Below are 21,812 nucleotides of genomic sequence, written 5' to 3'. Positions count from 1 at the left end.
GCACTCTCCGACCTGAGATGCGGGGATTATGCCAGCGCGAACGTCTGCATCGGTGAACTGCTTTTTCCTCGGCGCAGAACATTTCGGCTACGGTGCAACGCAACGGCGCAGATACTGTCAACATGCCCTAGCGGCGGTATCAGCAGAGGTCTAGTATGAGCCGCACTCACGTCAGCCAGGAGGTAAACCATGTCGGCCACCAAGAAGCCTGTAAATACTCCGTTGCACTTACTCCAACAACTGTCGGGCAGCTTGCTCGAGCATTTGGAAAACGCTTGCTCGCAAGCCTTGGCTGATGCTGAAAAACTGCTCGCCAAGCTGGAAAAACAGCGTGGCAAAGCGCAGGAAAAACTGCACAAGTCGCGCACCAAACTGCAAGACGCCGCCACCGCTGGCAAAGCCAAGGCGCAGAACAAAGCCAAGGCTTCGGTGAAAGAACTCGAAGACCTGCTCGATGCATTGAAAGATCGTCAGTCCGAAACCCGCAGCTACATTCTGCAACTCAAGCGTGATGCTCAGGAAAGCCTGAAACTGGCCCAGGGAGTTGGCCGCGTTCAGGAAGCAGTGGGCAAAGTATTGTCGTCGCGCTCGGCCAAACCGGCAGCGGCGCCAGCGAAGAAAGTCGCTGCCAAACCTGCTGCAAGCAAAGCTCCGGCGAAGACTGCTGCGGCCAAACCTGCTGCTGCGAGAGCCGCCGCCAAACCAGCGGCCAAGGCGCCGGTAAAAGCAGCTGCCAAGCCATTGGCGAAAACTGCAGCGAAGAAACCTGCTGCAGCGAGCGCGGCAAAACCGGCGGCTAAAACCACGGCGGCCAAATCTGCTGCAACCAAGCCAGCAGCGAAAACCACCGCTGCCAGATCAGCTGCAAAACCGGCCGCTACCAAAGCCGCGCCAGCGAAAACCGCAGCCGCCAAACCTGCTGCCAAAGCAGCGGCAAAACCAGCGGTAAAACCAGCAGCAAAACCTGCAGCCAAAACCGCCGCTGCGAAGCCTGCCGCCAAAACTGCTGTTAAACCGGCCGCCGCCAAACCTGCTGCGAAAGTGGCGGTAAAACCGGCTGCCAAACCAGCCGCAACATCGTCGGCAAAGCCTGCGGCAAAAACCGCCGCGAAACCGGCCACCAAGCCTGCTGCGAAACCCGCTGCTGCCAAGCCTGCGACCGCTGCGGCAAAACCTGCTGCCAAGCCAGCCGCAAAACCAGCGGTGAAAAAGCCTGCAGCGGCCAAACCAGTCGCGACCAAACCGGCCACCGCTCCAGCGGCCAAGCCTGCCACTGCCGCTACCCCGGCTGCTCCAGCTGCGTCGGCACCGTCCTCCGCTACTCACTCGACCCCTTCGACTGCGCCAGCGCCAGCCGCTTCGTCGAGCGTCAGCAACACCCCGACCAGCGCTTCCTAAGTGCCGGTTGCCGCGACGCGCAGCACTTGCAGCGCGTCGCGGTTCAGGCTGGCCGCATTGCCGGCCAAGCCTTCAAGCCAGGTCACCGCACCTGCATCGTTACGCGTCCACTCCTGCGCCACACCTTCGAGCCGTGACAGCAAGGTACGCTCAGCTTCAAGCTCAAGTGATTTGATCTGCTCGCGCATACCCGCCACCACCGCATCATCGGCAGCCCGCGCTTTCCATTGCATGCGCAGGGTTCGCAGCGGTTGTACCACTTCGATATCCCAAGGCGCAGTCAGGGCCTTGAGCAGGCGCACGCGCGGTTCATCGCAGGCTACTGCGCGCTGCTCCAGCCACAAACCGCAGAGCAACAGGCAGACATTGGCGCCCGCCGTTTGCAATTGCAGGCAGGCATCTTCCACGCCCGGCCGGGCGTAGACATCAAGGGCAAAGCTCCACAGGTCAGAGGACATCGTGCTACTCGCGCCAGTTGTGAGCGAAGCTGGTAGACTCCGCCGCCATTATGATCCGACTTCAGAACCTGACTTTACAGCGTGGCCCGCAACGTCTGCTAGAAGACGCCGAGCTGACCCTGCACGCCGGCCACAAAGCCGGCCTCATCGGCGCCAACGGTGCCGGCAAATCCAGCCTGTTCGCCTTGCTGCGCGGCGAGTTGCACCCGGATTCGGGCGACTGCCTGCTGCCCGCCGACTGGCGCATCGCGCACATGCGTCAGGAGGTCGATACTCTCGAGCGCCTGGCGGTCGATTATGTGCTCGATGGCGACCTGCGTCTGCGCGAGGTGCAGCGCGAGCTTGCCGCCGCCGAGGAGGCCCACGACGGCACCGCGCTGGCGCGCCTGCACGCCGAACTCGATAGCGCCGACGGTTACACCGCCGATGCGCGGGCGCGCAAGCTGCTCGCCGGACTCGGTTTCACCAATGAGCAGATGGATCGTCAGGTAGGAGATTTCTCCGGTGGCTGGCGGATGCGTCTGAATCTGGCGCAGGCCTTGATGTGCCCGTCGGATCTGCTGCTGCTCGACGAACCGACCAACCACTTGGACCTCGATGCGATCATCTGGCTCGAAGAGTGGCTGAAGAGTTATCCGGGTACCTTGCTGCTGATTTCCCACGACCGCGACTTCCTCGACGAAGTGGTCGATCACGTTGCGCATGTCGATCAGCGCAAACTGACGCTCTACCGTGGCGGCTACACTGCGTTCGAACGCGCCCGTGCCGAGCGTCTGGCCCAGCAGCAACAGGCCTATGAGAAGCAGCAGGCGCAACGTGCGCACATGGAAAGCTACATCGCCCGCTTCAAGGCCCAGGCGACCAAGGCTCGTCAGGCGCAGAGCCGGATCAAGGCGCTGGAGCGCATGGAAGAGTTGTCGGCGGCCCACGTCGATTCGCCGTTCGACTTCGTCTTCCGCGAGTCGACGAAGATTTCCAGCCCATTGATCGACCTGTCCGATGCGCGCCTGGGTTATGGCGACAAGACCATCCTCGAGAAGGTCAAGTTGCAGCTGACCCCGGGTGCGCGGATCGGTCTGCTCGGGCCGAACGGCGCGGGTAAATCGACGCTGATCAAGAACCTCGCCGGCGAGCTCGAACCGTTGGCCGGGCGCCTGACCCGTGGTGAAAACACCGTGGTCGGCTACTTCGCCCAGCATCAGCTCGACTCGCTGGATTCCAAGGCCAGCCCGTTGCTGCACTTGCAGCGCCTGGCGCCGGGCGAACGCGAGCAGACCCTGCGTGACTTCCTCGGCGGTTTCGACTTCCGTGGCGCGCGCATCGATGAGCCGGTGCTGAATTTCTCCGGTGGCGAGAAGGCCCGTCTGGCTCTCGCGTTGATCGCCTGGGAGCGGCCGAACCTGTTGCTGCTCGACGAACCGACCAACCACCTCGACCTGGAAATGCGCCTGGCGCTGACCATGGCCCTGCAGGAATTCAGCGGTGCGGTGCTGGTGGTGTCTCACGATCGGCACTTGCTCAAGAGCACCACCGACAACTTCTATCTGGTCGCCGACGGCAAGGTCGAAGAGTTCGATGGCGACCTCGAAGACTACGCGCGCTGGCTGGTGGAATACCGTCAGCGCAATGCGCCGGTCAGCAACACCCCGGTCAATCCGGACAAGACCGACAAGAAGGCTCAGCGCCAGGCGGCGGCAGCTTTGCGTCAGCAACTGGCGCCGCACAAGCGCGAGGCCGACAAGCTTGAAGCTGAACTGGGCAAGCTCCACGAGAAACTCGCCAAGGTCGATGCCAGCCTGGGTGACAGCGATATTTACGAGCCGGCGCGCAAGAATGAATTGCGTGATCTGCTCGCCGAACAGGCCAAATTGAAGGTTCGTGAAGCCGAGCTGGAAGAAGCCTGGATGGAAGCGCTGGAAATCCTGGAGAGCATGCAGGCGGAGCTGGAGGCGTTGTCCTGATGGAAGCCTTCAAGCTGCCCTTCGCGGCCGTTTGGGTCGAACCGCTATGGTTCACCGCGCAGATTCTGCTGATCCTGCTGGCGGGTTACCTGACCCAGCGTTTCGTCGCCAAAGGACTGACTCGCCTGGGTGAGCGCTATCCGTTCCCGCCGCAGTTGCTGATGCCGCTGCGCGGCGTGTTGCGCTGGCTGATCATGGGCAGCGCGCTGCTCTTCGTGCTCGAGCGCCTCGGCGTTTCGGCGACGGTGCTGTGGACGGCGCTGTCGGGTTTCGTTGCGGTGGCGGCGGTGGCGTTTTTCGCCATGTGGAGCGTGCTGTCCAACCTGCTCTGCGCGATTCTGATCTTCACCGTCGGACCGTTCCGCCTCGGCGATGTGGTCGAGCTGGTGGACACCACCGACAAGCCTGGCGTCAAAGGCCGGGTAATCGCAATCAATCTGCTCTACACCACGTTGGTCGAGGCTGAAGAACTCGGCACTGGCAGCGCCATGGTGCAGGTGCCGAACAGCCTGTTCTTCCAGCGCTCGGTGCGGCGTTGGCGCGGGACGGATGTGTTTCCGTCGAGCGGGTTCGAGAAGTAGATTTCCAAGCCAGATCAAAAGATCGTCCGATCGCGGCCCGAGCCTTCGGCAGCTCCTACATCTGGAATGCGATCCCTGTAGGAGCTGCCGAAGGCTGCGATCTTTTGCTTTTAGCCCCAAACAGCATTAGCTTTGACGGATTGTTACAGTATCAGTCGAGGTATGCGATGGAGCTTCAAACATGGCTGGCATTTTTTGCCGCCTGCTGGGTGATCAGCCTGTCCCCGGGCGCGGGCGCCATCGCGTCGATGTCCAGCGGTCTGCAATACGGTTTCTGGCGCGGCTACTGGAATGCACTGGGCCTGCAGATCGGTCTGGCGGTGCAGATTGCAATTGTCGGCGCGGGCGTTGGCGCTGTGCTCACCGCTTCGGCCACAGCATTCCATGCGATCAAATGGTTCGGTGTCGCCTATCTGGTTTACCTGGCGATCAAGCAATGGCGGGCGCTGCCCATGGACATGAGCGATGACGCCGCGGTACGGCCGATCGGCAAGCCGCTGGCGCTGGTTTTTCGCGGCTTTCTGGTGAACATCAGCAACCCCAAGGCGCTGGTGTTCATGCTCGCGGTGCTGCCGCAGTTCATCAATCCCCATGCGCCGCTGCTGATGCAGTATGTGGTGATTGGCATGACCATGGTGGTCGTCGATCTGATCGTCATGGCCGGCTATACCGGGCTGGCGTCGAAGGTGCTGCGCCTGTTGCGCACGCCCAAGCAACAGAAGCGCATGAACCGCACCTTTGCCGGGCTGTTCATTGGCGCGGCGGCATTCATGGCGACGTTGCGCAAAGCGCCGGTGTAAACCGTTCAGGCAGAAAAAAGGCGACCTCGCAGGTCGCCTTTTTTGTTTATCCCGGTCAGTCAGCGCAGGATCACCGGCGCCGTATCGCGCGGCAGATTATTGCGCTGCGGCGCCTCACGCGGTTGCTCGTAGCCGTCACCACCGAGCTGCATGCTCAGTTGCCCGGCCACGTCTTCACCCAACGCTTTGGACACCTCGCGCACGACCCGAGGGCGGTTGAGCGAGATCTTGATGTCGCGATGGTTCACCAGTTTGGTGTCCTGCGCTTCGCCCATCGCCGTGAAGGCCGAGGTGATCTCGTAGGTCCTGGTGTTGATCAGGCTGAAATCCGCCACCAGTGTCAGTCCCAGCACCGCCGAATAGCTGTCGGTATTCGCCAGCTCGTTGATGTCCTGGGTGAAGTCGATGTCGGACACCGTGCCGAACAGCACGTAGTCGGCGCCTTTGAAATTGCCGGCCTTGATGCGTTTGATCACGTCATACACATCGCCTTTGGACGAGGCTGTGTACGGTGTGCCCTGCACCAGCTGGAACATGCCGGTACGCAGAATTTCACCCTTGATGTCGCCGGTGAATTTACGCAATTCGCCCTGTTCGATGTAGCTGGTGGTCGCTTCGATCTCGTTGTAACTCGAAGAACCGCTGGCGCTGTAGTAGCTCTCGCGGTGATTGCTCTGCGCTGAAACGATGTGGATGTATTGCTCCACGCGCTCCTGATACGCCAGATCCGTCACCGCCACTTTCGGGGCCGCCTGCGCGCTGAACGCGCAAGCCAGGGCCATCATGCCGATCCATGTGCGCATCGATTAACGCTCCGTGGTTTTGCGAATCTCTTTTTCGTCCATCCACTCGGCCAGCCCGCTTTCGACATCGATCAGTTGCAGGCTGAATTTGTAGAAGACGTCCTTGTAATCGCTGCTGCGCTTGACGATCGAGCTGATCGAGCCTTCGATGCGGTACTTGGCAGCGATCATGTTGCCGGTCTTGGCCACGGTGCTTTTCTTGTACAGACCGCTCTGATTTTGCAGCTTGAGCTGGTCGACCTGGCTCTGCATCGCATTGTTGTCGCTGGCGAAGCGCGCGACACCGGTCTTCATCAGTTGGGTCTTGATGCTGGTGGTGATTTCGCGGGTGTCGATGTACTCGCTGGTCTTGTTCTTCACATCGTAGACCTGAACCACCGGACGGCCCTGCAGGATGCCGGACTGGGCCAGCGAGCGGGTCATCGACTCGGCGATCATTTGCAGGTCGGTCGAACCGAATTCGTTGGTCACGGTTTCAACCGCTTTGGTGTCGCCGTAGCTGATGTTCTTGCTGCCCAGGGTCGGCGAAGTGTTGGCGCAACCGGAGGCGAGCAGGGCGATGACGGCGATGCAGGAAAAGCGTGCAAACATGAGAAAGCTCTCTCAATCAGAAATAGGGTGGCGGGCTTAAGGCGTCTTGATTTCCAGACGGAAATCCACGGCTTTCGGGGTTGGGGCGATGGCCTGAATGAAGCTGGTCTGGGCGCCGTACATCATCTGGCTTTTCCAGACTTCTTCTTCGGCAACCGGAAAACCTTCTGCGCCAAGCCAGGCAAAGCGGTAGTAGAAGATCTTGTTGCTGTTGAGGGTGTTGCTCAGCTGCACATTGACGGTCATGAAGCCGTTTTCGCGAGCCACGCGCATGGCGCCGACAACGATGTGTTTCTGCGGGCCCATGGCCACGACCTTGCTCGCGGCGCTGCCCGGCTCAGGCGGTGGCGGGGTGGCGCAGCCTGCCAGCAAGGCTAGGGCGGCGACGGCGATGATCTTCAAGCGCATTGCAAAGACTCCGTTCTTAAGGTTGTTTGAGGCTGGCGACGTTGGTCGCGGCAGCGCTCGGCATTACGTGAGCGGCGATGCCACCGGCGAATACCTGGTTGCCCACGGCACGCAGGCTGACCACTTGATAACGCTGATCGACGGTGACCTTGACCACCGAGCCGCCCACGGCGCTCGGGAGGGTAACCTGATGCTCACCTTTTTTCAGGCGCAGACGCACCACTTGGGTGTTGTCCGGCAAGGTGCGCCATGTACGGGTATCGGCGCCTTCGAGCACCGCTGAAGAAATGCCTACGGCAAGACCGGCCAGCGGGTTGGTTTCGTTGATCTGCTTCTGCGCCACGCCTTTGGTGATTGCGCGTACGGTGGTGCGCACGATGATCCCGGGCATGTCATCGCGCAGGGCGCGGCGGGACATGGCGGTGGTGCTGTTGAGTGCGGTCAGGTCGACCTGCTTGCCGTCGACGCCGATCTGCGCAAACGGCGCGGTGGAGGTGTCCGGTTTGATGATCGGGAACGACAGCGGAGTGATCACCACGTTGTTGGAAATCGGCAGCGGCAGCGGTACGCGAATCGAGTCGCGCGCTGGCGCCAGACCGCTTTGCACGACGATGAGAATGTCGCTGTCGTCGGACTTCGAAGGCTTGTCGAGATTGACCAGCGCCTGTTCGAGCAGCGGCGTGTTCGGGCGCAATTCGGCAGCCTTGCGATAACCCGGCGCGGCCAGATCTTTCTCGCCCAGAGCTTCGTAAACGAAACCGGCCAGGTAATGGCTGAACGCACTCTGGTAGCTGTTTTTCAGGCCGACCACTTCCGGCGCGTCGAGGCTGGCCACCGGATAACCCTGCAGATCCTTGTACTGGGTCTTGATGCCTTCTTTCTCGGCCTGTTCTTCGCTCTTGAGGTATTCCTTGTCGCGCAGGTCGGCAATCACCGCTTCACGTTCGTGGGTCTTTTTGATCGCCGTGCGGGCGCCATCGAAATCGTTGACCGCCAACAGGTTCAGGGCCATCTGCGTGGTCAGCATGACTTTCTCGTAGTCATAGCCTTCGTAGCGACGCACCTTGTCGTTGACGATGAAGCTGCCGAACTGCGCCAGGTACTTGGCCGAGTCGAGCTTGACCGCGTCTTCCCAACGACCGACCACCTGATCGGCGCTGCCCCAGGCGTTCTGGCTGCCCGACAGATCGCCCTTGGCGCGCAGCAGTTCGCCTTTCTCGAAGTAATAGAGCAGGTCTTTGTCGGTGCCGGTGTTGTTCTTTTCCAGCAGGGTCAGCGCAGCGTCGACGTTGCCGGAAGCCAATTGCTGGTTGGTCTGGGCCAGTTCGGAATCGTAGTTGCGAAACGCTGCGCAGCCGGACAACAGCGTGACGGCGCTGAGCGCGAGCAGCATGGGAGCGCGGAATGCCATGGGTACTTCTTCCCTGAGTAACAAAACTTGCAGCCGCGTGTGCTGGTCGGGCTGGTGTGACCTATCGACGGCGGCGCTGGCCTCCTGCCAATTCCTCATGCGTGAGGAGCTTTCATGCCGGCTCGCTGGGCGAGGGCGCGGCATTATAAGCGCGGGGTGATGGCTATGTAATGTCTTTTTAGTGGCTTAATAAATGTCAGTGCTATCACTTCGTCATGTTGTTCACTACGGGTTTGGCAACTGTCTCGGCATGCCGAAAAGCGCTGCCATTGGCGAAAACCCGATCGCCGAGGGCGCGCAGGATGATGACCTGGCGGTTCTGATCAATCCGGATCTTCAGCGGTGCGGCGTTGGTGAGGTGGGGCAGGGTGATCGCGTGTTCGCCTTTGTTCAGGCGCAGGCGCAGCACCTGAGTCAGGTTGGGCAGTGTCCGCCAGCTACGCGTATCGGCCTGCTCGAACCCATCCCAATGGGTCACGTACGATGCTTTGCTCGGGTCGCGTCGGTTGTCGGTGGCCTGCACATCCGCTGCCAGAAAGGCTCGGTAAGTCGTGCGCTGGATAATGCCGGGCATGTCATCGCGCAGCGTACGCAAGGACATGTCGGTGATGCTGTTGACCGCGATAAGTCTGTTCTGCCGGCCATCGATGCCAATCTGATTGAACGACGGTGTCGAAGTGTCGGGCACCATCACCGGAAACGAAATGTTGGCGACAATGACCTGACCGTCAGCCAGCTTCACCGGGTACGGCACACGCAGCGAACTGCGCGCGGGTGCAAGGCCGCTTTGCACGATGATCAGCACATCGCTGTCGTCACCCTTGAGGCCGGGACTGTCGAGGTCGCGCAAGGCTTGCTGGAAGAACGGCAGGTCCGGACGCAGCTCGATGGCCTGACGATAGCCGGGCGCGGCGAGGTTCTTTTCTCCGAGTGCTTCATAGGTGAACCCGGCGAGATAGTGACTGAACGCGCTCTGGTAACCGTTCTTCAAGGCAATCACCGCCGGCGCGTCCAGCATCACCACCGGATAGCCCTGCAGATCCTTGTAGTGCACGCGCACGCCCTGCTTTTTCGCGGCCTCTTCGACGCGCTCATATTCAAGCTCGCGCTGTCGGGCGATCAGGGCTTCGCGCTCATGGGTTTTCCTGATGTCGGCGCGGGCACCGTCGAAATCATTCACCGCCAGTTGGTTGAGGGCCATCTGCGTGGTCAGCATGACCTTTTCATAGTCATAGCCGTCGTAGCGGCGCAGCTTGTCATTGATGATGCTGCCCCAGTGATTACCCATGGCGGCCAACAGCTTGTCGCCGGTGGTTTCAATGGTGTCCTGGCGCTCGATCACCATTTGTTCGGCACTGCGCCATGCCGCCTGGCTTTGTGGCAGTTCACCGCCTGCACTCAACACCGCGCCTTTCTCGAAGAAATAGAGCAGATCCTTCTGCTCGTCCGGGTTATGCGCCTCGATCAGCCCCAGGGAGCCGGCAACGTTGCCGCGCTTCAATTGCTCGGTGGTCTGTTCCAGTTCCAGATCGTAATTGCGATAAGCCGCGCAACCGGCCAGTTGCGTAAGGGCGGTCAGCAGCAGAGGAAGCAGCAGGGAATGGCGCATTGGGAACAGATCTTCCTTGAGTAAGGCGGGAGCTTTTTCGTTATCGGCGCCGATGGTGGCACAGTGCTTCGACGTTATAAATCATTACCCTCCGGTGGCGACAAAGCTTGAGAGAAACGTCTGCGAAGTGAACAATATGTAACTTCGCATTTCCATTTGAGATTCGTTCATGACTGCCTCGTCCCGATTGCTGGCCTGGCTGCTGTTCCCGTTGTTGTCGCTGAGCAGCCTGCCGCTGCTGGCCGATACCGTGGAAGGCGCGCCGCAAGCGTTGCACCTGCTCGATTACATCAGTGCCGATTACCCGCCGACGGTCGCGGCAGGCAAAGTCATTGACGACGGCGAATACCGCGAACAGCTGGAATTCACCCAGGTTCTGCAAGGCTTGATCACTGCATTGCCAGCCAAAGCGGAAAAAGCCGCACTGGAGCAGGGCGTCGAGTCTTTGCGCGCCGCGATCAGTGCGAAGCAGGACGGCGCGGATGTCGCGCGTCAGGCCCGGCAGCTGGGAGCGAAGCTGGCTGTGGCGTATGAAGTCAGCCAGGCGCCGATCATCACCCCGGACCCGACACGCGGTGCGCCGTTGTATGCGCAGAACTGCTCGGTATGCCACGGCGACACAGGTGCCGGCGATGGCCCGGCCGGCGTAGGCCTGAACCCCGCGCCAGCCAACCTGCGCGACGCAGCGCGCATGGATCACCTGAGCCTGTACGCGATCTACAGCACCCTCGGCCAAGGCGTCGAAGGCACCGACATGCCGGCGTTTGCCGATCAGCTCGATGATCGTCAGCGCTGGGATCTGGCCACCTACATCGCCGGCTTCAGTGCCGATGCGGCAGCGGCCAAGTCCGACAAGGTCTACAACATCGCCGACCTGGCCCGCCAGACCCCGGCCGAAGTGCAGGCGGCTGAGGGCGCAGAGGTTGCCGCGACTTTCCGTGCCCAACGCGCGCAACCGCCGCAGGTCAAGCGCGGCCCGGCGCAGTTGCTCGATTACACCGCCGCCACCCTGGACAAGAGCCTCGCGGCCTATCGCGCCGGTGAGCACGATCAGGCCTATGACCTGTCAGTAGCGGCGTACCTGGAGGGCTTCGAACTGGTGGAAAGCTCGCTGGACAACGTCGATGCCAACGTGCGCAAGGACACCGAAAAATCGCTGATGGCGTACCGGCAGTCGCTGCAGGACGGTCTGCCGGTCGAACAGGCCGAGCAGCGTCTGGACGCAGCCAAGGCCAAACTCAAGGAATCCGCCGGCCTGTTGGGCAGCGATGGCTTGAGCTGGTCGCTGAGTTATATCTCCGGCCTGCTGATTCTGCTGCGCGAAGGCCTGGAAGCGATCCTGGTGCTGGCGGCGATCCTCGCCTTCCTGCGCAACACCGGCCAGCAATCGGCGGTGCGCAGCGTCAACGTGGGTTGGGGGCTGGCGTTGCTGGCGGGCTTGGGCACCTGGGCGCTGGCGGCGTATGTCATCGATGTCAGCGGTTCGCAGCGTGAGTTGCTGGAAGGCGCCACGGCGCTGTTTGCCAGTGTCATGGTGCTGTGGCTCGGCGTGTGGATGCATGACCGCCGTCACGCGGCGGCCTGGCAGGATTACATCAAGAGCAGCCTGGTCGGCGGCGGTGGACGTTTCGGCTTCGCGATCCTCGCGTTTTTCTCGGTGTATCGCGAATTGTTCGAGGTGATCCTGTTCTACGAAACCCTGTGGCTGCAGGCCGGGCCTGCCGGACACAACGCCGTGCTGGCCGGGGGCGCGACCGCTTTGGTTTTGCTGGTCGGCCTGGCGTGGGTGATTCTGCGCGGTTCGGCGAAACTGCCGCTGACCTTGTTCTTCAGCATCAACGCCGCGCTGCTGTGCGCGTTGTCGGTGGTCTTCGCCGGGCACGGCGTGAAGGCCTTGCAGGAAGCCGGGATTTTCGGCACACGGCCGGTGGCGTTTTTTGAATTCGACTGGTTGGGGATTCATGCCGATGCTTATTCGCTGATTGCGCAGGCGGTGGCGATCGTGGCGATTGTGGTGTTGTATGGGCGGAGTTGGGTAGCGGAGAGGCGCCGGGTTTCGGCTGCATAAGGGCATTCGCTGCGCTCATATTCGCGAGCAGGCTCGCTCCCACAGGGTCGGTGTTTATCCTGCGGGAGCGAGCCTGCTCGCGAATTTTTTGGAGGCAAGAACATGCGTGTATGGATCGATGCCGACGCCTGTCCACGGGCGGCGAAGGATCTGGTGGTGAAGTTCGCCCTCAAGCGCCAGTTCGAAGTGGTGCTGGTGGCCGGGCAGCCGCAGATCAAGCCGGGGCTGGCCATCGTCAAACTGATCGTGGTGCCGAGCGGGCCGGATGCGGCGGATGATTATCTGGTCGAGCACGCCGTGCCGGGCGAGCTGGTGATCTGCAGCGATATTCCATTGGCCGATCGGCTGGTGAAGAAGGGCGTGGCAGCGCTGGATCCGCGCGGCAAGGAGTTCGATGCGCAGAACATGGGCGAGCGTCTGGCGGTGCGGAATCTGTTTACCGATCTCAGGGAGCAGGGCCAGATGAGCGGCGGACCGGCACCGTTTGGCGAGCGTGAGAAGCAGGCGTTTGCCAATGCTTTGGACCGGATTCTGACTCGGCTCATCCGCAAGCCCTGAAAAGATCGCAGCCTGCGGCAGCTCCTACAGGGACGGTGTATGCCGCAATATCACGGCGCGACACGAAACCTGTAGGAGCTGCCGAAGGCTGCGATCTTTTGATTCAAGCGTCGTTTTCGTGGGTCAGCTCGAGCACGCGGTCGACCAGTTTGTTGATCCCCGAAGCCGCTTCACTGATGGTCTGCGCCAGCATGTACGCCGGGGTGGTCACCAGTTTGCGGGCCTTGTCTTCGACGATTTCGGTGACGGCGCACTCTTCGTGGGTGGCGCCCATCTTGTTCATGGCCGCAGCGGTGTCGGCGTCATTACCGATGGTGCAGGTCACCCCAGGGCCGTAGATTTTTGCCGCCAGCGCCGGGGAGATGCAGATCAGCCCGACCGGTTTGCCCGCTTCGGCAAATGCTTCGGCCAGGGCCAGCACTTCAGGTTGCACGGTGCAGCCGGCGCCTTCGATGGCGAAGTTCGACAGGTTCTTCGCCGCGCCGAAACCGCCCGGCACGATCAGCGCGTCGAAGTCTTCGACGTCGGCGTCGCGCAAATCCTTGACGTTGCCCCGGGCAATCCGCGCTGATTCCACCAGCACATTGCGCGATTCGGGCATTTCTTCGCCCGTCAGGTGGTTGATCACATGCAATTGCGCAATGTTCGGCGCAAAGCACTGTACCTGAGCGCCGCGCTGGTCGAGGCGCAACAGGGTGATGACACTTTCCTGGATTTCGGCGCCGTCGTACACGCCACTGCCGGACAGGATCACTGCAACTTTTTTGCTCATGGGCTTCTCTCCAGATTCATGGCGCTCAATGTCCCTTAAATTGTCGCGCGTTGCCATAGGGGCATGGGCGACGCACGCGGGGGCAGAGCGCTCTCTCAATGGATCGCAACGGCGGCGGGGTGTTCATTATTTGCCTGGACTGCGCTTGGCAGCCGCCAGCGAATGGCTTATTCGGCTGGCGTTTTCGGCCCGGCAGGCGGGGTCGCTTCGGCCTGGCGCAGTTGCTCGGCCTCGGCAGCTTTGGCGATCTGCTCGTCCTGATAGATCTTCTTTGCCAGCTGCGCATTCTTGAAGCGGCGCCGCAGCCACAGGCCCAAGCCGAGGATCAGCAACGCACCGAGCACCCACAGCTCATATTTCTTGATGCTGCCAAGCATGCCTTCCAGCACTGCGCCGAAGTGGTAAGCCGCTGCAGCCAGCGCGCTGGCCCAGATCGCCGCACCGATGCCGTTGAGCAGCAAGTAGCGTCCCGGCGGATAGCCGGACAGACCGATCGCCACCGGCATCACCGTGCGCAGACCATAGACGAAACGGAAGCTCAGAACCCAGATGTCCGGATGCCTGCGGATGTGCTCAAGGGCACGGTCGCCCATCATCTGCCAGCGCGGTTTGCGTGCGAGCAATTTGCGCCCGTGCTTGCGTCCCAGGAAGTACCACAGCTGATCGCCGGCATAACTGCCGAAGAACGCCACGACCACCACCAGGTTGATGTCCATGTATCCACGGAACGCGAGGAAGCCTGCGAGCACCAGAATGGTTTCGCCTTCGAAGAACGTGCCGAGAAACAAGGCAAAGTAGCCAAAGTCGTGCAGAAATTGTTGGAGCATTGTCTGGGTGCTGGCGAAATGAACGCGCAGCCTAACCCTTCGGACACATTCATGAAAGTGTCCAAATGTGTCTCGACGTGAACAATTCCTACACCGAGAATGGAAAGCGGCTACCTGTCACAGGTCTCACACAACTGTCATCTGTTGGTCATAATGGCCGTCTATAACTGTCACGCTCGCCCGTTTGCCCGGGCTCAGGAGTCTGCCGTGAGCTTTACCCCCGCCAATCGTCTGTTTCCCGCCACCCGCCTGCGTCGCAATCGTCGTGATGATTTTTCCCGGCGGCTGGTGCGTGAAAACGTGCTGACGGTCGATGACCTGATCCTGCCGGTATTTGTGCTCGACGGTGAGAATCGCCGTGAAGCCGTAGCCTCGATGCCGGGCGTCGAGCGACTGACGATCGATCTGCTGCTGGAAGAAGCGGCGAAGTGGGTCGAGCTGGGGATTCCAGCGCTGGCGCTGTTCCCGGTTACCCCGCCCGAACTGAAATCCCTGGATGCCGCCGAAGCGTGGAATCCCGAAGGTATCGCCCAGCGCGCCACTCGCGCCCTGCGTGAGCGTTTCCCTGAACTGGGGGTGATCACCGACGTGGCGCTGGACCCGTTCACCACCCACGGTCAGGACGGCATTCTCGACGAACACGGCTACGTGCAGAACGACATCACCGTCGATGCACTGGTACGTCAGGCGCTGTCCCACGCCGAGGCCGGCGCGCAGGTGGTGGCGCCATCGGACATGATGGACGGGCGCATCCAGGCCATTCGTGAAGCGCTGGAAATTGCCGGTCACGTCAACGTGCGCATCATGGCCTACTCGGCCAAATACGCCAGCGCCTATTACGGCCCGTTCCGCGATGCGGTCGGCTCGGCGTCGAACCTCGGCAAAGCGAACAAGGCTTCTTATCAGATGGACCCGGCCAACAGCGACGAAGCGCTGCATGAGGTCGGTGCCGACTTGTCTGAAGGCGCGGACATGGTCATGGTCAAGCCGGGCATGCCCTACCTGGACATTCTTTTTCGGGTCAAAGATGCCTTCAAGGTGCCGACCTTCGTCTATCAGGTCAGTGGCGAATACGCCATGCACATGGCCGCTATCCAGAATGGCTGGTTGAGCGAAGCGGTGATCCTCGAGTCACTGACCGCCTTTAAACGTGCCGGTGCAGATGGCATCCTGACTTACTTTGCCGTTCGTGCCGCTCAATTGTTACGAGAGCAGAAATAGCCCTCCCAGGAACATTCCATGAATACCGAAGGACTCACTGAAGTTGCCGTAAAAGAAGCTCAGCCGGTGGTCGAGCAAATCACCGAAACCCCGCCGGAACTGGAGCCTGCGCCACCCGCGCCGGTTGCCGAAACCGCTGCGGCGGTGCCGGCGATCGCCATTCCCGGCCTGGATGACAGCAGCCTGTATATCCATCGCGAGCTTTCGCAATTGCAGTTCAACATCCGCGTGCTGGAACAGGCGCTGGACGAGTCCTATCCGTTGCTGGAGCGGCTGAAGTTCCTGCTGATCTTTTCCAGCAACCTCGACGAATTCTTCGAGATCCGCGTCGCCGGGCTGAAGAAGCAGATCACCTTCGCCCGCGAACAGGCCGGCGCTGACGGCTTGCAGCCGCATCAGGCGCTGGCGCGGATCAGCGAGCTGGTCCACGGCCACGTTGATCGCCAGTACGCGATCCTTAACGACATCCTGTTGCCCGAGCTGGAAAAGCATCAGGTGCGCTTCATCCGTCGGCGCAACTGGACGACCAAGCTCAAGACCTGGGTGCGCCGCTATTTCCGCGACGAGATTGCGCCGATCATCACCCCGATCGGCCTCGACCCGACGCACCCGTTCCCGTTGCTGGTGAACAAGAGCCTGAACTTCATCGTCGAGCTCGAAGGTATCGACGCTTTCGGTCGCGACTCCGGTCTGGCGATCATTCCGGCCCCGCGTCTGCTGCCACGGATCATCAAGGTGCCGGAAGAGGTCGGCGGCGCCGGGGACAACTATGTGTTCCTGTCGTCGATGATCCACGCCCACGCCGATGACCTGTTCCAGGGCATGAAGGTCAAGGGCTGCTACCAGTTCCGTCTGACCCGAAACGCCGACCTGGCCCTCGATTCCGAAGACGTCGAAGACCTGGCCCGCGCCCTGCGTGGCGAGTTGTTCTCGCGGCGCTACGGTGACGCGGTGCGTCTGGAAGTCGCCGACACTTGCCCGAAACACCTCTCGGACTACCTGCTCAAGCAGTTCAACCTGAGCGAGACCGAGTTGTATCAGGTCAATGGCCCGGTCAACCTGACGCGCCTGTTCAGCATCACCGGTCTGGACAGCCATCCGGAGCTTCAGTACACGCCGTTCACCCCGCAGATCCCGAAACTGCTGCAGAACAGCGAAAACATCTTCAGCGTGGTCAGCAAGCAGGACATCCTCTTGCTGCACCCGTTCGAGTCGTTCACGCCGGTGGTCGACCTGCTGCGTCAGGCGGCGAAAGACCCGCACGTTCTCGCCGTACGGCAAACGCTGTATCGCTCCGGCGCCAATTCCGAGATCGTCGATGCGCTGGTCGACGCTGCGCGTAACGGCAAGGAGGTCACCGCGGTCATCGAGCTGCGTGCGCGCTTCGATGAAGAGTCCAACCTGCAACTGGCCAGCCGTCTACAAGCGGCCGGTGCGGTGGTGATCTACGGTGTGGTCGGCTTCAAGACCCACGCCAAGATGATGCTGATCCTGCGCCGCGAGGCTGGCGAGATCGTCCGCTACGCGCACCTCGGCACCGGCAACTATCACGCCGGTAACGCCAAGCTTTACACCGACTACAGCCTGCTGACCTCCGACGACGCCTTGTGCGAAGACGTCGGCAAACTGTTCAGCCAGTTGATCGGCATGGGCAAGACGCTGCGCATGAAAAAGCTGCTGCACGCGCCGTTTACCCTGAAGAAGGGCATGCTCGACATGATTGCCCGCGAAACCCAGTTCGCCCTCGAAGGCAAACCGGCGCACATCATCGCCAAGTTCAACTCGCTGACCGATCCGAAGATCATCCGCGCGCTGTACAAGGCCAGCCAGTCCGGCGTGCGCATCGATCTGGTGGTGCGCGGCATGTGCTGCCTGCGTCCGGGCATCGCCGGCGTCTCGCACAACATTCACGTGCGCTCGATCATTGGCCGCTTCCTCGAGCACACGCGGGTGTTCTACTTCCTCAACGGCGGCGACGAGCAGATGTTCCTCTCCAGCGCCGACTGGATGGAGCGCAACCTCGACAAGCGCGTCGAGACCTGCTTCCCGGTGGAAGGCAAAAAGCTGCTGACCCGAGTCAAGAAAGAGCTGGAGCTGTACCTGACCGACAACACCCACAGCTGGAGCCTGCAGTCGGACGGCCGCTACATTCGCAATACGCCCACCGGCAACCAGAACCCGCGCAGTGCGCAGGCGACGTTGCTGGAGCGGTTGGGTAGCCCGATCTTGCCTGTTAGCAGCTAAAGCAAAGCCAAGAGCAAAGCCCCTCACCCTAGCCCTCTCCCGGAGGGAGAGGGGACTGACCGAGGTGTCTTACGCTATACGCCGACCTGAGAAATCGAGTCGAACTCAGGCCTTGAAGCCAATAGAGATCGGCTCCCTCTCCCTCCGGGAGAGGGCTGGGGTGAGGGGAGAGCTTCACCTCCGCTCTCAAGCCGAACCCAATAAAAAAGGCGATCCCAACGGATCGCCTTTTTTCTGCCTGACACATCAACCTGTAGGAGCTGTCGAGTGCAACGAGGCTGCGATCTGTTGATCTTGATCTTGATCTTGAAAAAATCAAAAGATCGCAGCCTTCGGCGGCTCCTACAGGGCAGATCAGTGCACCGTGAGAACAATCCCCACCCGCGTCAACCAATCCGCCTCAAGCCCGAAATCCGCCTGGGTCAGCTGATTTTCATCCAGCCAGTTCTCCGGGAATTGCACATCGAGATGGTCACCCTCGGCGTGCAGCACCACCTGCGGCATCGCCTGGGTTCCGCGGATGTGATGGAACAGAATCGCAAAACGCAGCAGCACGCACAGGCGAATCAGCTTGATGCCGTCATCGCCGAACTCGGCGAACTTGTCCTTGGGAATGTTGCGCCGGTGGCCGCGCACGAGTAGCGCGAGCATCTGCTGATCCTCGCGGGAGAAGCCGGCAAGGTCCGAGTGCTCGATCAGGTAGGCACCGTGCTTGTGGTAGTGATAGTGAGCGATGTCGAGGCCGACTTCGTGCACTTTCGCCGCCCAGCCCAGCAGTTCGCGCCAGATACCATCGTCCAGCTCCCAGTCCACCGCGACCTGATCGAACGCGTGCAGCGCTTTGCGCTCGACTCGCGCCGCCTGTTCCAGGTCGACGTGATAGCGCTCCATCAGCGAGGTCAGGGTGCGTTCGCGCACGTCTTCGTGATGATGGCGGCCGAGCAGGTCATACAGCACGCCTTCACGTAGCGCGCCTTCGCAATGATCCATGCGTTGCAGTTCGAGGGCGTCGAAGATCGCTTCGAGAATGGCCAGGCCCGCCGGGAAGATTGCCCGGCGGTCAGGCTTGATGCCTTCGAAATCGATCTTGTCGGCGTCGCCAAGCTTGAACAGTTTGCGCTTGAGCCATGCCAGGCCTTCGGCGTTGACCTCGCCGCTGCCATGGCCGCCGGCCTTCAGCGCCAGACCTATGGCGCGAATCGTACCGGAGGAGCCGATGGCTTCATCCCAGGTCAGGCGATGCAGGGCGTGCTCGATGCTCATGATTTCCAGCCGCGCCGCCGTATACGCCTGGGCGTAGCGGGCCGGGGTGATCTTGCCGTCCTTGAAGTAGCGCTGGGTGAAACTCACGCAGCCCATTTGCAGGCTTTCGCGCAGTAACGGCTCGAAGCGCTGGCCGATGATGAATTCGGTACTGCCGCCGCCGATGTCGGCGACCAAACGTTTGCCCGGGGTATCAGCGAGCGTGTGCGACACGCCGAGATAGATCAGGCGCGCTTCTTCACGGCCGGAGATGACTTCTACTGTGTGGCCGAGGATTTCCTCGGCGCGGCGGATGAATTCGCCACGGTTGCGTGCTTCACGCAGGGCGTTGGTGCCGACGATGCGCACGGCGCCGAGCGGCATACCGTTGATCAGTTGGGCAAAGCGCTTGAGGCAATCGAGGCCGCGCTGCATCGATTCTTCGTTGAGCTGGCGTGCGTCGTCGATGCCGGCAGCCAGTTGCACCTTCTCGCCGAGGCGCTCGAGGATGCGGATTTCGCCGTTCCGGGCCTTGGCCACGACCATGTGAAAGCTGTTGGAGCCCAGGTCGATCGCGGCGATCAGGGACAGATTCTTGGCTTGGGATTGCGGCATGGGCAGAGGGTCTCGGTCGATAACCCCGACATCGTGCCACGATCAAACGCTGACGCCAACGCGCATGGCTCAAACCGTTGATTCAGCGCAGGAGTCTGGAGATCGCGGCGCGGCCATTCGCGAGCAAGCTCGCTCCCACAGGTGAACGCATTCCAATGTGGGAGCGAGCTTGCTCGCGAAGAGGACATCACTGCTTCTGAGGATCTTTCAGGCTGTCGCTTCCACCGTACCGATGAAATTCGCCAGCTCGGCCGTCTGCGGATTGGCAAACAGCACCTTCGGATCGCCCACCTCATGCACCTTGCCATGATGCATGAAGACCAATTTATCCCCGACTTCCCGGGCAAAGCGCATCTCGTGGGTGACCATGATCAGCGTCATGCCTTCCTTCGCCAATTGCCGCACCACGCTGAGCACTTCGTTGACCAGCTCCGGGTCGAGTGCCGAAGTGATCTCATCGCACAGCAACACCTTCGGCGACATCGCCAATGCCCGGGCAATCGCTACCCGCTGCTGCTGCCCGCCGGACAAGCGATCCGGAAAGGCATCGAATTTCTCCCCGAGCCCGACTCGCTCGAGCATTTCCCGCGCCAGCTCGGCAGCCTTGGCCTTGGGCACTTTCTGCACCACTTGCGGCGCGAGCATGACGTTTTCGCCGACGGTCAGGTGCGGGAACAGGTTGAATTGCTGAAAGACCATGCCGACCTTCTGTCGCAGGCTGCGCAGATCGGCGCGGGCTGCGTCGAGGTACTCGCCGTCGACTTCACGCCATCGTTGATCGACTCCAGGCCATTGAGGGTGCGCAACAGGGTCGATTTGCCCGAGCCGCTGCGGCCGATGATCGCCACCACCTGGCCTTCCTCGACGCTGAGGTCGATGCCTTTGAGCACGTGGTGATCGCCGTAGTATTTATGCAGGGCGGAAATTCTAAGCAGAGGCATGCAGTCTCCTTTCCAGGTAGCGCGCACTGAGGGACAAGGGGTAGCAGAGCAGGAAGTAGCCGAGCGCGACGAGGCCATAGACCATGAACGGTTCAAACGTGGCATTGGCGAGCATGCCGCCGGTCTTGGTCAGCTCGGTGAAGCCGATGATCGAGGTCACCGCTGTGCCCTTGACCACTTGCACCGAGAACCCCACGGTCGGCGCCACGGCGATGCGTAGCGCTTGCGGCAGGATCACGTAGCGCAGTTGCTCCAGCGGATTGAGCGCCAGGCTCGATGAGGCTTCCCACTGGCCGTGGGGAATCGCCTCGACGCAACCGCGCCAGATCTCCGCCAGATAGGCGCTGGTGAACAAGGTCAAAGCGATCGCCGCGGCCATCCACGGCGAAATTTCGATCCCGGCCAGCGCCACGCCAAAGAACACCAGAAACAATTGCATCAACAGCGGCGTGCCCTGGAACAGCTCGATCCAGGTGCGGGCGATGCTGCTTGGCAGGGTGTTTTTCGAGATGCGCATGACAAGAATCAGCAGGCCGACCAGGCCGCCGCCAATGAACGCCACCAACGACAGCGCCAGCGTCCACTGCAGGCCGGTGAGCAGATTGCGCAGAATGTCCCAGAAAGTGAAATCGCTCATTGGCTGCTCCTCGCAATGAATCTGCGGCCGAACCAGTTGAGCAACTGGCGGATCAGCAGCGCCATGCACAAGTAGATCAACGTGGTCAGCGCATAGGTTTCAAAGGCGCGGAAGTTGCGCGACTGAATGAAGTTGGCAGCGAAGCTCAATTCTTCCGTGGCGATCTGCGAGCACACCGCCGAACCGAGCATGACGATGATGATCTGGCTGCTCAGCGCCGGCCAGACCTTGCCCAGTGCCGGCAGCAGGACGACGTGACGGAACGCTTCGAAGCGCGTCATCGCCAATGCCGCAGCCGCTTCCAGTTGCCCCCGCGGGATCGCCTGGATGCCGGCGCGGATGATCTCGGTCGAGTAGGCGCCAAGGTTGATCACCATCGCCAGCACCGCCGCTTGCCACTCGGAGATCTGCATGCCGAGCGATGGCAGGCCGAAGAAGATGAAGAACAGCTGCACCAGAAACGGTGTGTTGCGGATCAACTCGACGTAGACGCCGAAGATCGCCGAGAACGGGCGGATGTGCCACGCCCGCACCAGCGCGCCGACAATGCCCACGCCTACCCCGAGCAGTGCGCCGATAGCGGTCAGTTCAAGGGTGAACAGCGCGCCGCGCACTAGCAGGTCGGTGTTTTCCACCACCGGCAAAAAATCGAACTGATAAGCCATGA

The 21,812-nt window shown here is 61.3% G+C and carries 19 protein-coding genes and 1 pseudogene; 8 read left to right on the top strand and 12 right to left on the bottom strand.

What is annotated here, in order from left to right; translation table 11 throughout:
• Positions 1–189: 189 nt before the first annotated feature.
• Positions 190–1,398: an AlgP family protein gene (locus J2Y90_RS04865; protein WP_253497078.1), complete on the top strand. Its 1,209-nt coding sequence runs from the start codon at positions 190–192 to the stop codon at positions 1,396–1,398.
• Here the strand turns inward: J2Y90_RS04865 and J2Y90_RS04860 are convergent.
• On the bottom strand, positions 1,395–1,856 hold the full coding sequence (locus J2Y90_RS04860; RefSeq protein WP_253497074.1) for a TIGR02444 family protein: 462 nt from the start codon (positions 1,854–1,856) through the stop codon (positions 1,395–1,397). The two genes, J2Y90_RS04865 and J2Y90_RS04860, sit on opposite strands and share 4 nt — an antisense overlap.
• Before the next feature lie 50 nt (positions 1,857–1,906).
• Between J2Y90_RS04860 and J2Y90_RS04855 the strand changes: the two genes are divergently transcribed.
• The 3 genes from J2Y90_RS04855 (at position 1,907) to rhtB (ending at position 5,198) form a co-directional block, all read left to right on the top strand.
• Positions 1,907–3,817: an ATP-binding cassette domain-containing protein gene (locus tag J2Y90_RS04855; RefSeq protein WP_253497071.1), complete on the top strand. Its 1,911-nt coding sequence runs from the start codon at positions 1,907–1,909 to the stop codon at positions 3,815–3,817.
• Entirely contained in the window at positions 3,817–4,398 is a 582-nt protein-coding gene (locus tag J2Y90_RS04850; RefSeq protein WP_024014760.1) for a mechanosensitive ion channel family protein, read from the top strand. The genes J2Y90_RS04855 and J2Y90_RS04850 overlap by 1 nt, the downstream gene beginning before the upstream one ends.
• 167 nt (positions 4,399–4,565) lie before the next feature.
• On the top strand, positions 4,566–5,198 hold the full coding sequence (gene rhtB / locus J2Y90_RS04845) for a homoserine/homoserine lactone efflux protein (RefSeq protein WP_253497068.1): 633 nt from the start codon (positions 4,566–4,568) through the stop codon (positions 5,196–5,198).
• A 59-nt stretch (positions 5,199–5,257) separates the two neighbouring features.
• Here rhtB and J2Y90_RS04840 read toward each other — a convergent pair whose 3' ends face one another.
• The 5 genes from J2Y90_RS04840 to J2Y90_RS04820 form a co-directional block, all read right to left on the bottom strand.
• Positions 5,258–6,001, bottom strand: a complete 744-nt coding sequence (locus J2Y90_RS04840; protein ID WP_253497065.1) for a penicillin-binding protein activator LpoB — start codon at positions 5,999–6,001, stop codon at positions 5,258–5,260.
• A 3-nt stretch (positions 6,002–6,004) separates the two neighbouring features.
• Positions 6,005–6,592 (bottom strand): penicillin-binding protein activator LpoB, encoded by a 588-nt coding sequence (gene lpoB, locus J2Y90_RS04835; protein WP_039757415.1) that lies wholly within the window; start codon positions 6,590–6,592, stop codon positions 6,005–6,007.
• 36 nt (positions 6,593–6,628) lie between these two features.
• Positions 6,629–7,000: a YcfL family protein gene (locus J2Y90_RS04830; RefSeq protein ID WP_016772611.1), complete on the bottom strand. Its 372-nt coding sequence runs from the start codon at positions 6,998–7,000 to the stop codon at positions 6,629–6,631.
• A 16-nt stretch (positions 7,001–7,016) separates the two neighbouring features.
• Positions 7,017–8,411, bottom strand: coding sequence for a COG3014 family protein (locus tag J2Y90_RS04825; protein ID WP_253497062.1), 1,395 nt, complete (start codon positions 8,409–8,411; stop codon positions 7,017–7,019).
• Between the two features lie 205 nt (positions 8,412–8,616).
• Positions 8,617–10,020 (bottom strand): COG3014 family protein, encoded by a 1,404-nt coding sequence (locus tag J2Y90_RS04820; RefSeq protein WP_253497059.1) that lies wholly within the window; start codon positions 10,018–10,020, stop codon positions 8,617–8,619.
• A gap of 169 nt (positions 10,021–10,189) precedes the next feature.
• On the opposite strand from J2Y90_RS04820, the gene J2Y90_RS04815 reads away from it, so the two are divergent.
• Entirely contained in the window at positions 10,190–12,088 is a 1,899-nt protein-coding gene (locus tag J2Y90_RS04815) for an FTR1 family protein (RefSeq protein ID WP_253497056.1), read from the top strand.
• Positions 12,089–12,190: 102 nt separating this feature from the next.
• On the top strand, positions 12,191–12,646 hold the full coding sequence (locus J2Y90_RS04810; RefSeq protein ID WP_064364673.1) for a YaiI/YqxD family protein: 456 nt from the start codon (positions 12,191–12,193) through the stop codon (positions 12,644–12,646).
• Between the two features lie 103 nt (positions 12,647–12,749).
• On the opposite strand, the gene elbB is transcribed toward J2Y90_RS04810, so the two are convergent.
• Together elbB and J2Y90_RS04800 are read right to left on the bottom strand one after the other, a co-directional pair.
• On the bottom strand, positions 12,750–13,418 hold the full coding sequence (gene elbB / locus J2Y90_RS04805) for an isoprenoid biosynthesis glyoxalase ElbB (protein ID WP_253497053.1): 669 nt from the start codon (positions 13,416–13,418) through the stop codon (positions 12,750–12,752).
• A gap of 167 nt (positions 13,419–13,585) precedes the next feature.
• Positions 13,586–14,245: a DedA family protein gene (locus tag J2Y90_RS04800; RefSeq protein WP_253497049.1), complete on the bottom strand. Its 660-nt coding sequence runs from the start codon at positions 14,243–14,245 to the stop codon at positions 13,586–13,588.
• 207 nt (positions 14,246–14,452) lie between these two features.
• On the opposite strand from J2Y90_RS04800, the gene hemB reads away from it, so the two are divergent.
• Both hemB and ppk1 read left to right on the top strand, forming a co-directional pair.
• Positions 14,453–15,466: a porphobilinogen synthase gene (gene hemB, locus J2Y90_RS04795; RefSeq protein ID WP_253497046.1), complete on the top strand. Its 1,014-nt coding sequence runs from the start codon at positions 14,453–14,455 to the stop codon at positions 15,464–15,466.
• Between the two features lie 18 nt (positions 15,467–15,484).
• Positions 15,485–17,710, top strand: coding sequence for a polyphosphate kinase 1 (gene ppk1, locus J2Y90_RS04790; protein ID WP_101161521.1), 2,226 nt, complete (start codon positions 15,485–15,487; stop codon positions 17,708–17,710).
• A gap of 354 nt (positions 17,711–18,064) precedes the next feature.
• Here ppk1 and ppx read toward each other — a convergent pair whose 3' ends face one another.
• The 4 genes and pseudogenes from ppx to J2Y90_RS04770 all read right to left on the bottom strand — a co-directional run bounded on the left by ppx (position 18,065) and on the right by J2Y90_RS04770 (position 21,810).
• Positions 18,065–19,567, bottom strand: a complete 1,503-nt coding sequence (gene ppx / locus J2Y90_RS04785) for an exopolyphosphatase (protein WP_253497043.1) — start codon at positions 19,565–19,567, stop codon at positions 18,065–18,067.
• A 207-nt stretch (positions 19,568–19,774) separates the two neighbouring features.
• Positions 19,775–20,508: pseudogene (locus J2Y90_RS04780) on the bottom strand (amino acid ABC transporter ATP-binding protein).
• A complete protein-coding gene (locus tag J2Y90_RS04775; RefSeq protein ID WP_016772621.1) occupies positions 20,495–21,145 on the bottom strand; it encodes an amino acid ABC transporter permease in 651 nt (216 codons plus the stop codon). The pseudogene J2Y90_RS04780 and the gene J2Y90_RS04775 overlap by 14 nt, the downstream one beginning before the upstream one ends.
• On the bottom strand, positions 21,142–21,810 hold the full coding sequence (locus tag J2Y90_RS04770; RefSeq protein WP_253497040.1) for an amino acid ABC transporter permease: 669 nt from the start codon (positions 21,808–21,810) through the stop codon (positions 21,142–21,144). The genes J2Y90_RS04775 and J2Y90_RS04770 overlap by 4 nt, the downstream gene beginning before the upstream one ends.
• Positions 21,811–21,812 lie beyond the last annotated feature (2 nt).

The sequence above is a fragment of the Pseudomonas koreensis genome (assembly GCF_024169245.1).
GTDB lineage: Bacteria > Pseudomonadota > Gammaproteobacteria > Pseudomonadales > Pseudomonadaceae > Aquipseudomonas > Aquipseudomonas koreensis_F.
This window is presented reverse-complemented; position numbering and strand designations above follow the sequence as displayed.

Excerpts from the sequence above, each read along its gene's own strand:
- J2Y90_RS04865 (WP_253497078.1), top strand. The coding sequence starts at position 190 with ATGTCGGCCACCAAGAAGCCTGTAAATACTCCGTTGCACTTACTCCAA.
- J2Y90_RS04860 (WP_253497074.1), bottom strand. The coding sequence starts at position 1,856 with ATGTCCTCTGACCTGTGGAGCTTTGCCCTTGATGTCTACGCCCGGCCG.
- J2Y90_RS04855 (WP_253497071.1), top strand. The coding sequence starts at position 1,907 with ATGATCCGACTTCAGAACCTGACTTTACAGCGTGGCCCGCAACGTCTG.
- J2Y90_RS04850 (WP_024014760.1), top strand. The coding sequence starts at position 3,817 with ATGGAAGCCTTCAAGCTGCCCTTCGCGGCCGTTTGGGTCGAACCGCTA.
- rhtB (WP_253497068.1), top strand. The coding sequence starts at position 4,566 with ATGGAGCTTCAAACATGGCTGGCATTTTTTGCCGCCTGCTGGGTGATC.
- J2Y90_RS04840 (WP_253497065.1), bottom strand. The coding sequence starts at position 6,001 with ATGCGCACATGGATCGGCATGATGGCCCTGGCTTGCGCGTTCAGCGCG.
- lpoB (WP_039757415.1), bottom strand. The coding sequence starts at position 6,592 with ATGTTTGCACGCTTTTCCTGCATCGCCGTCATCGCCCTGCTCGCCTCC.
- J2Y90_RS04830 (WP_016772611.1), bottom strand. The coding sequence starts at position 7,000 with ATGCGCTTGAAGATCATCGCCGTCGCCGCCCTAGCCTTGCTGGCAGGC.
- J2Y90_RS04825 (WP_253497062.1), bottom strand. The coding sequence starts at position 8,411 with ATGGCATTCCGCGCTCCCATGCTGCTCGCGCTCAGCGCCGTCACGCTG.
- J2Y90_RS04820 (WP_253497059.1), bottom strand. The coding sequence starts at position 10,020 with ATGCGCCATTCCCTGCTGCTTCCTCTGCTGCTGACCGCCCTTACGCAA.
- J2Y90_RS04815 (WP_253497056.1), top strand. The coding sequence starts at position 10,190 with ATGACTGCCTCGTCCCGATTGCTGGCCTGGCTGCTGTTCCCGTTGTTG.
- J2Y90_RS04810 (WP_064364673.1), top strand. The coding sequence starts at position 12,191 with ATGCGTGTATGGATCGATGCCGACGCCTGTCCACGGGCGGCGAAGGAT.
- elbB (WP_253497053.1), bottom strand. The coding sequence starts at position 13,418 with ATGAGCAAAAAAGTTGCAGTGATCCTGTCCGGCAGTGGCGTGTACGAC.
- J2Y90_RS04800 (WP_253497049.1), bottom strand. The coding sequence starts at position 14,245 with ATGCTCCAACAATTTCTGCACGACTTTGGCTACTTTGCCTTGTTTCTC.
- ppk1 (WP_101161521.1), top strand. The coding sequence starts at position 15,485 with ATGAATACCGAAGGACTCACTGAAGTTGCCGTAAAAGAAGCTCAGCCG.
- ppx (WP_253497043.1), bottom strand. The coding sequence starts at position 19,567 with ATGCCGCAATCCCAAGCCAAGAATCTGTCCCTGATCGCCGCGATCGAC.
- J2Y90_RS04775 (WP_016772621.1), bottom strand. The coding sequence starts at position 21,145 with ATGAGCGATTTCACTTTCTGGGACATTCTGCGCAATCTGCTCACCGGC.
- J2Y90_RS04770 (WP_253497040.1), bottom strand. The coding sequence starts at position 21,810 with ATGGCTTATCAGTTCGATTTTTTGCCGGTGGTGGAAAACACCGACCTG.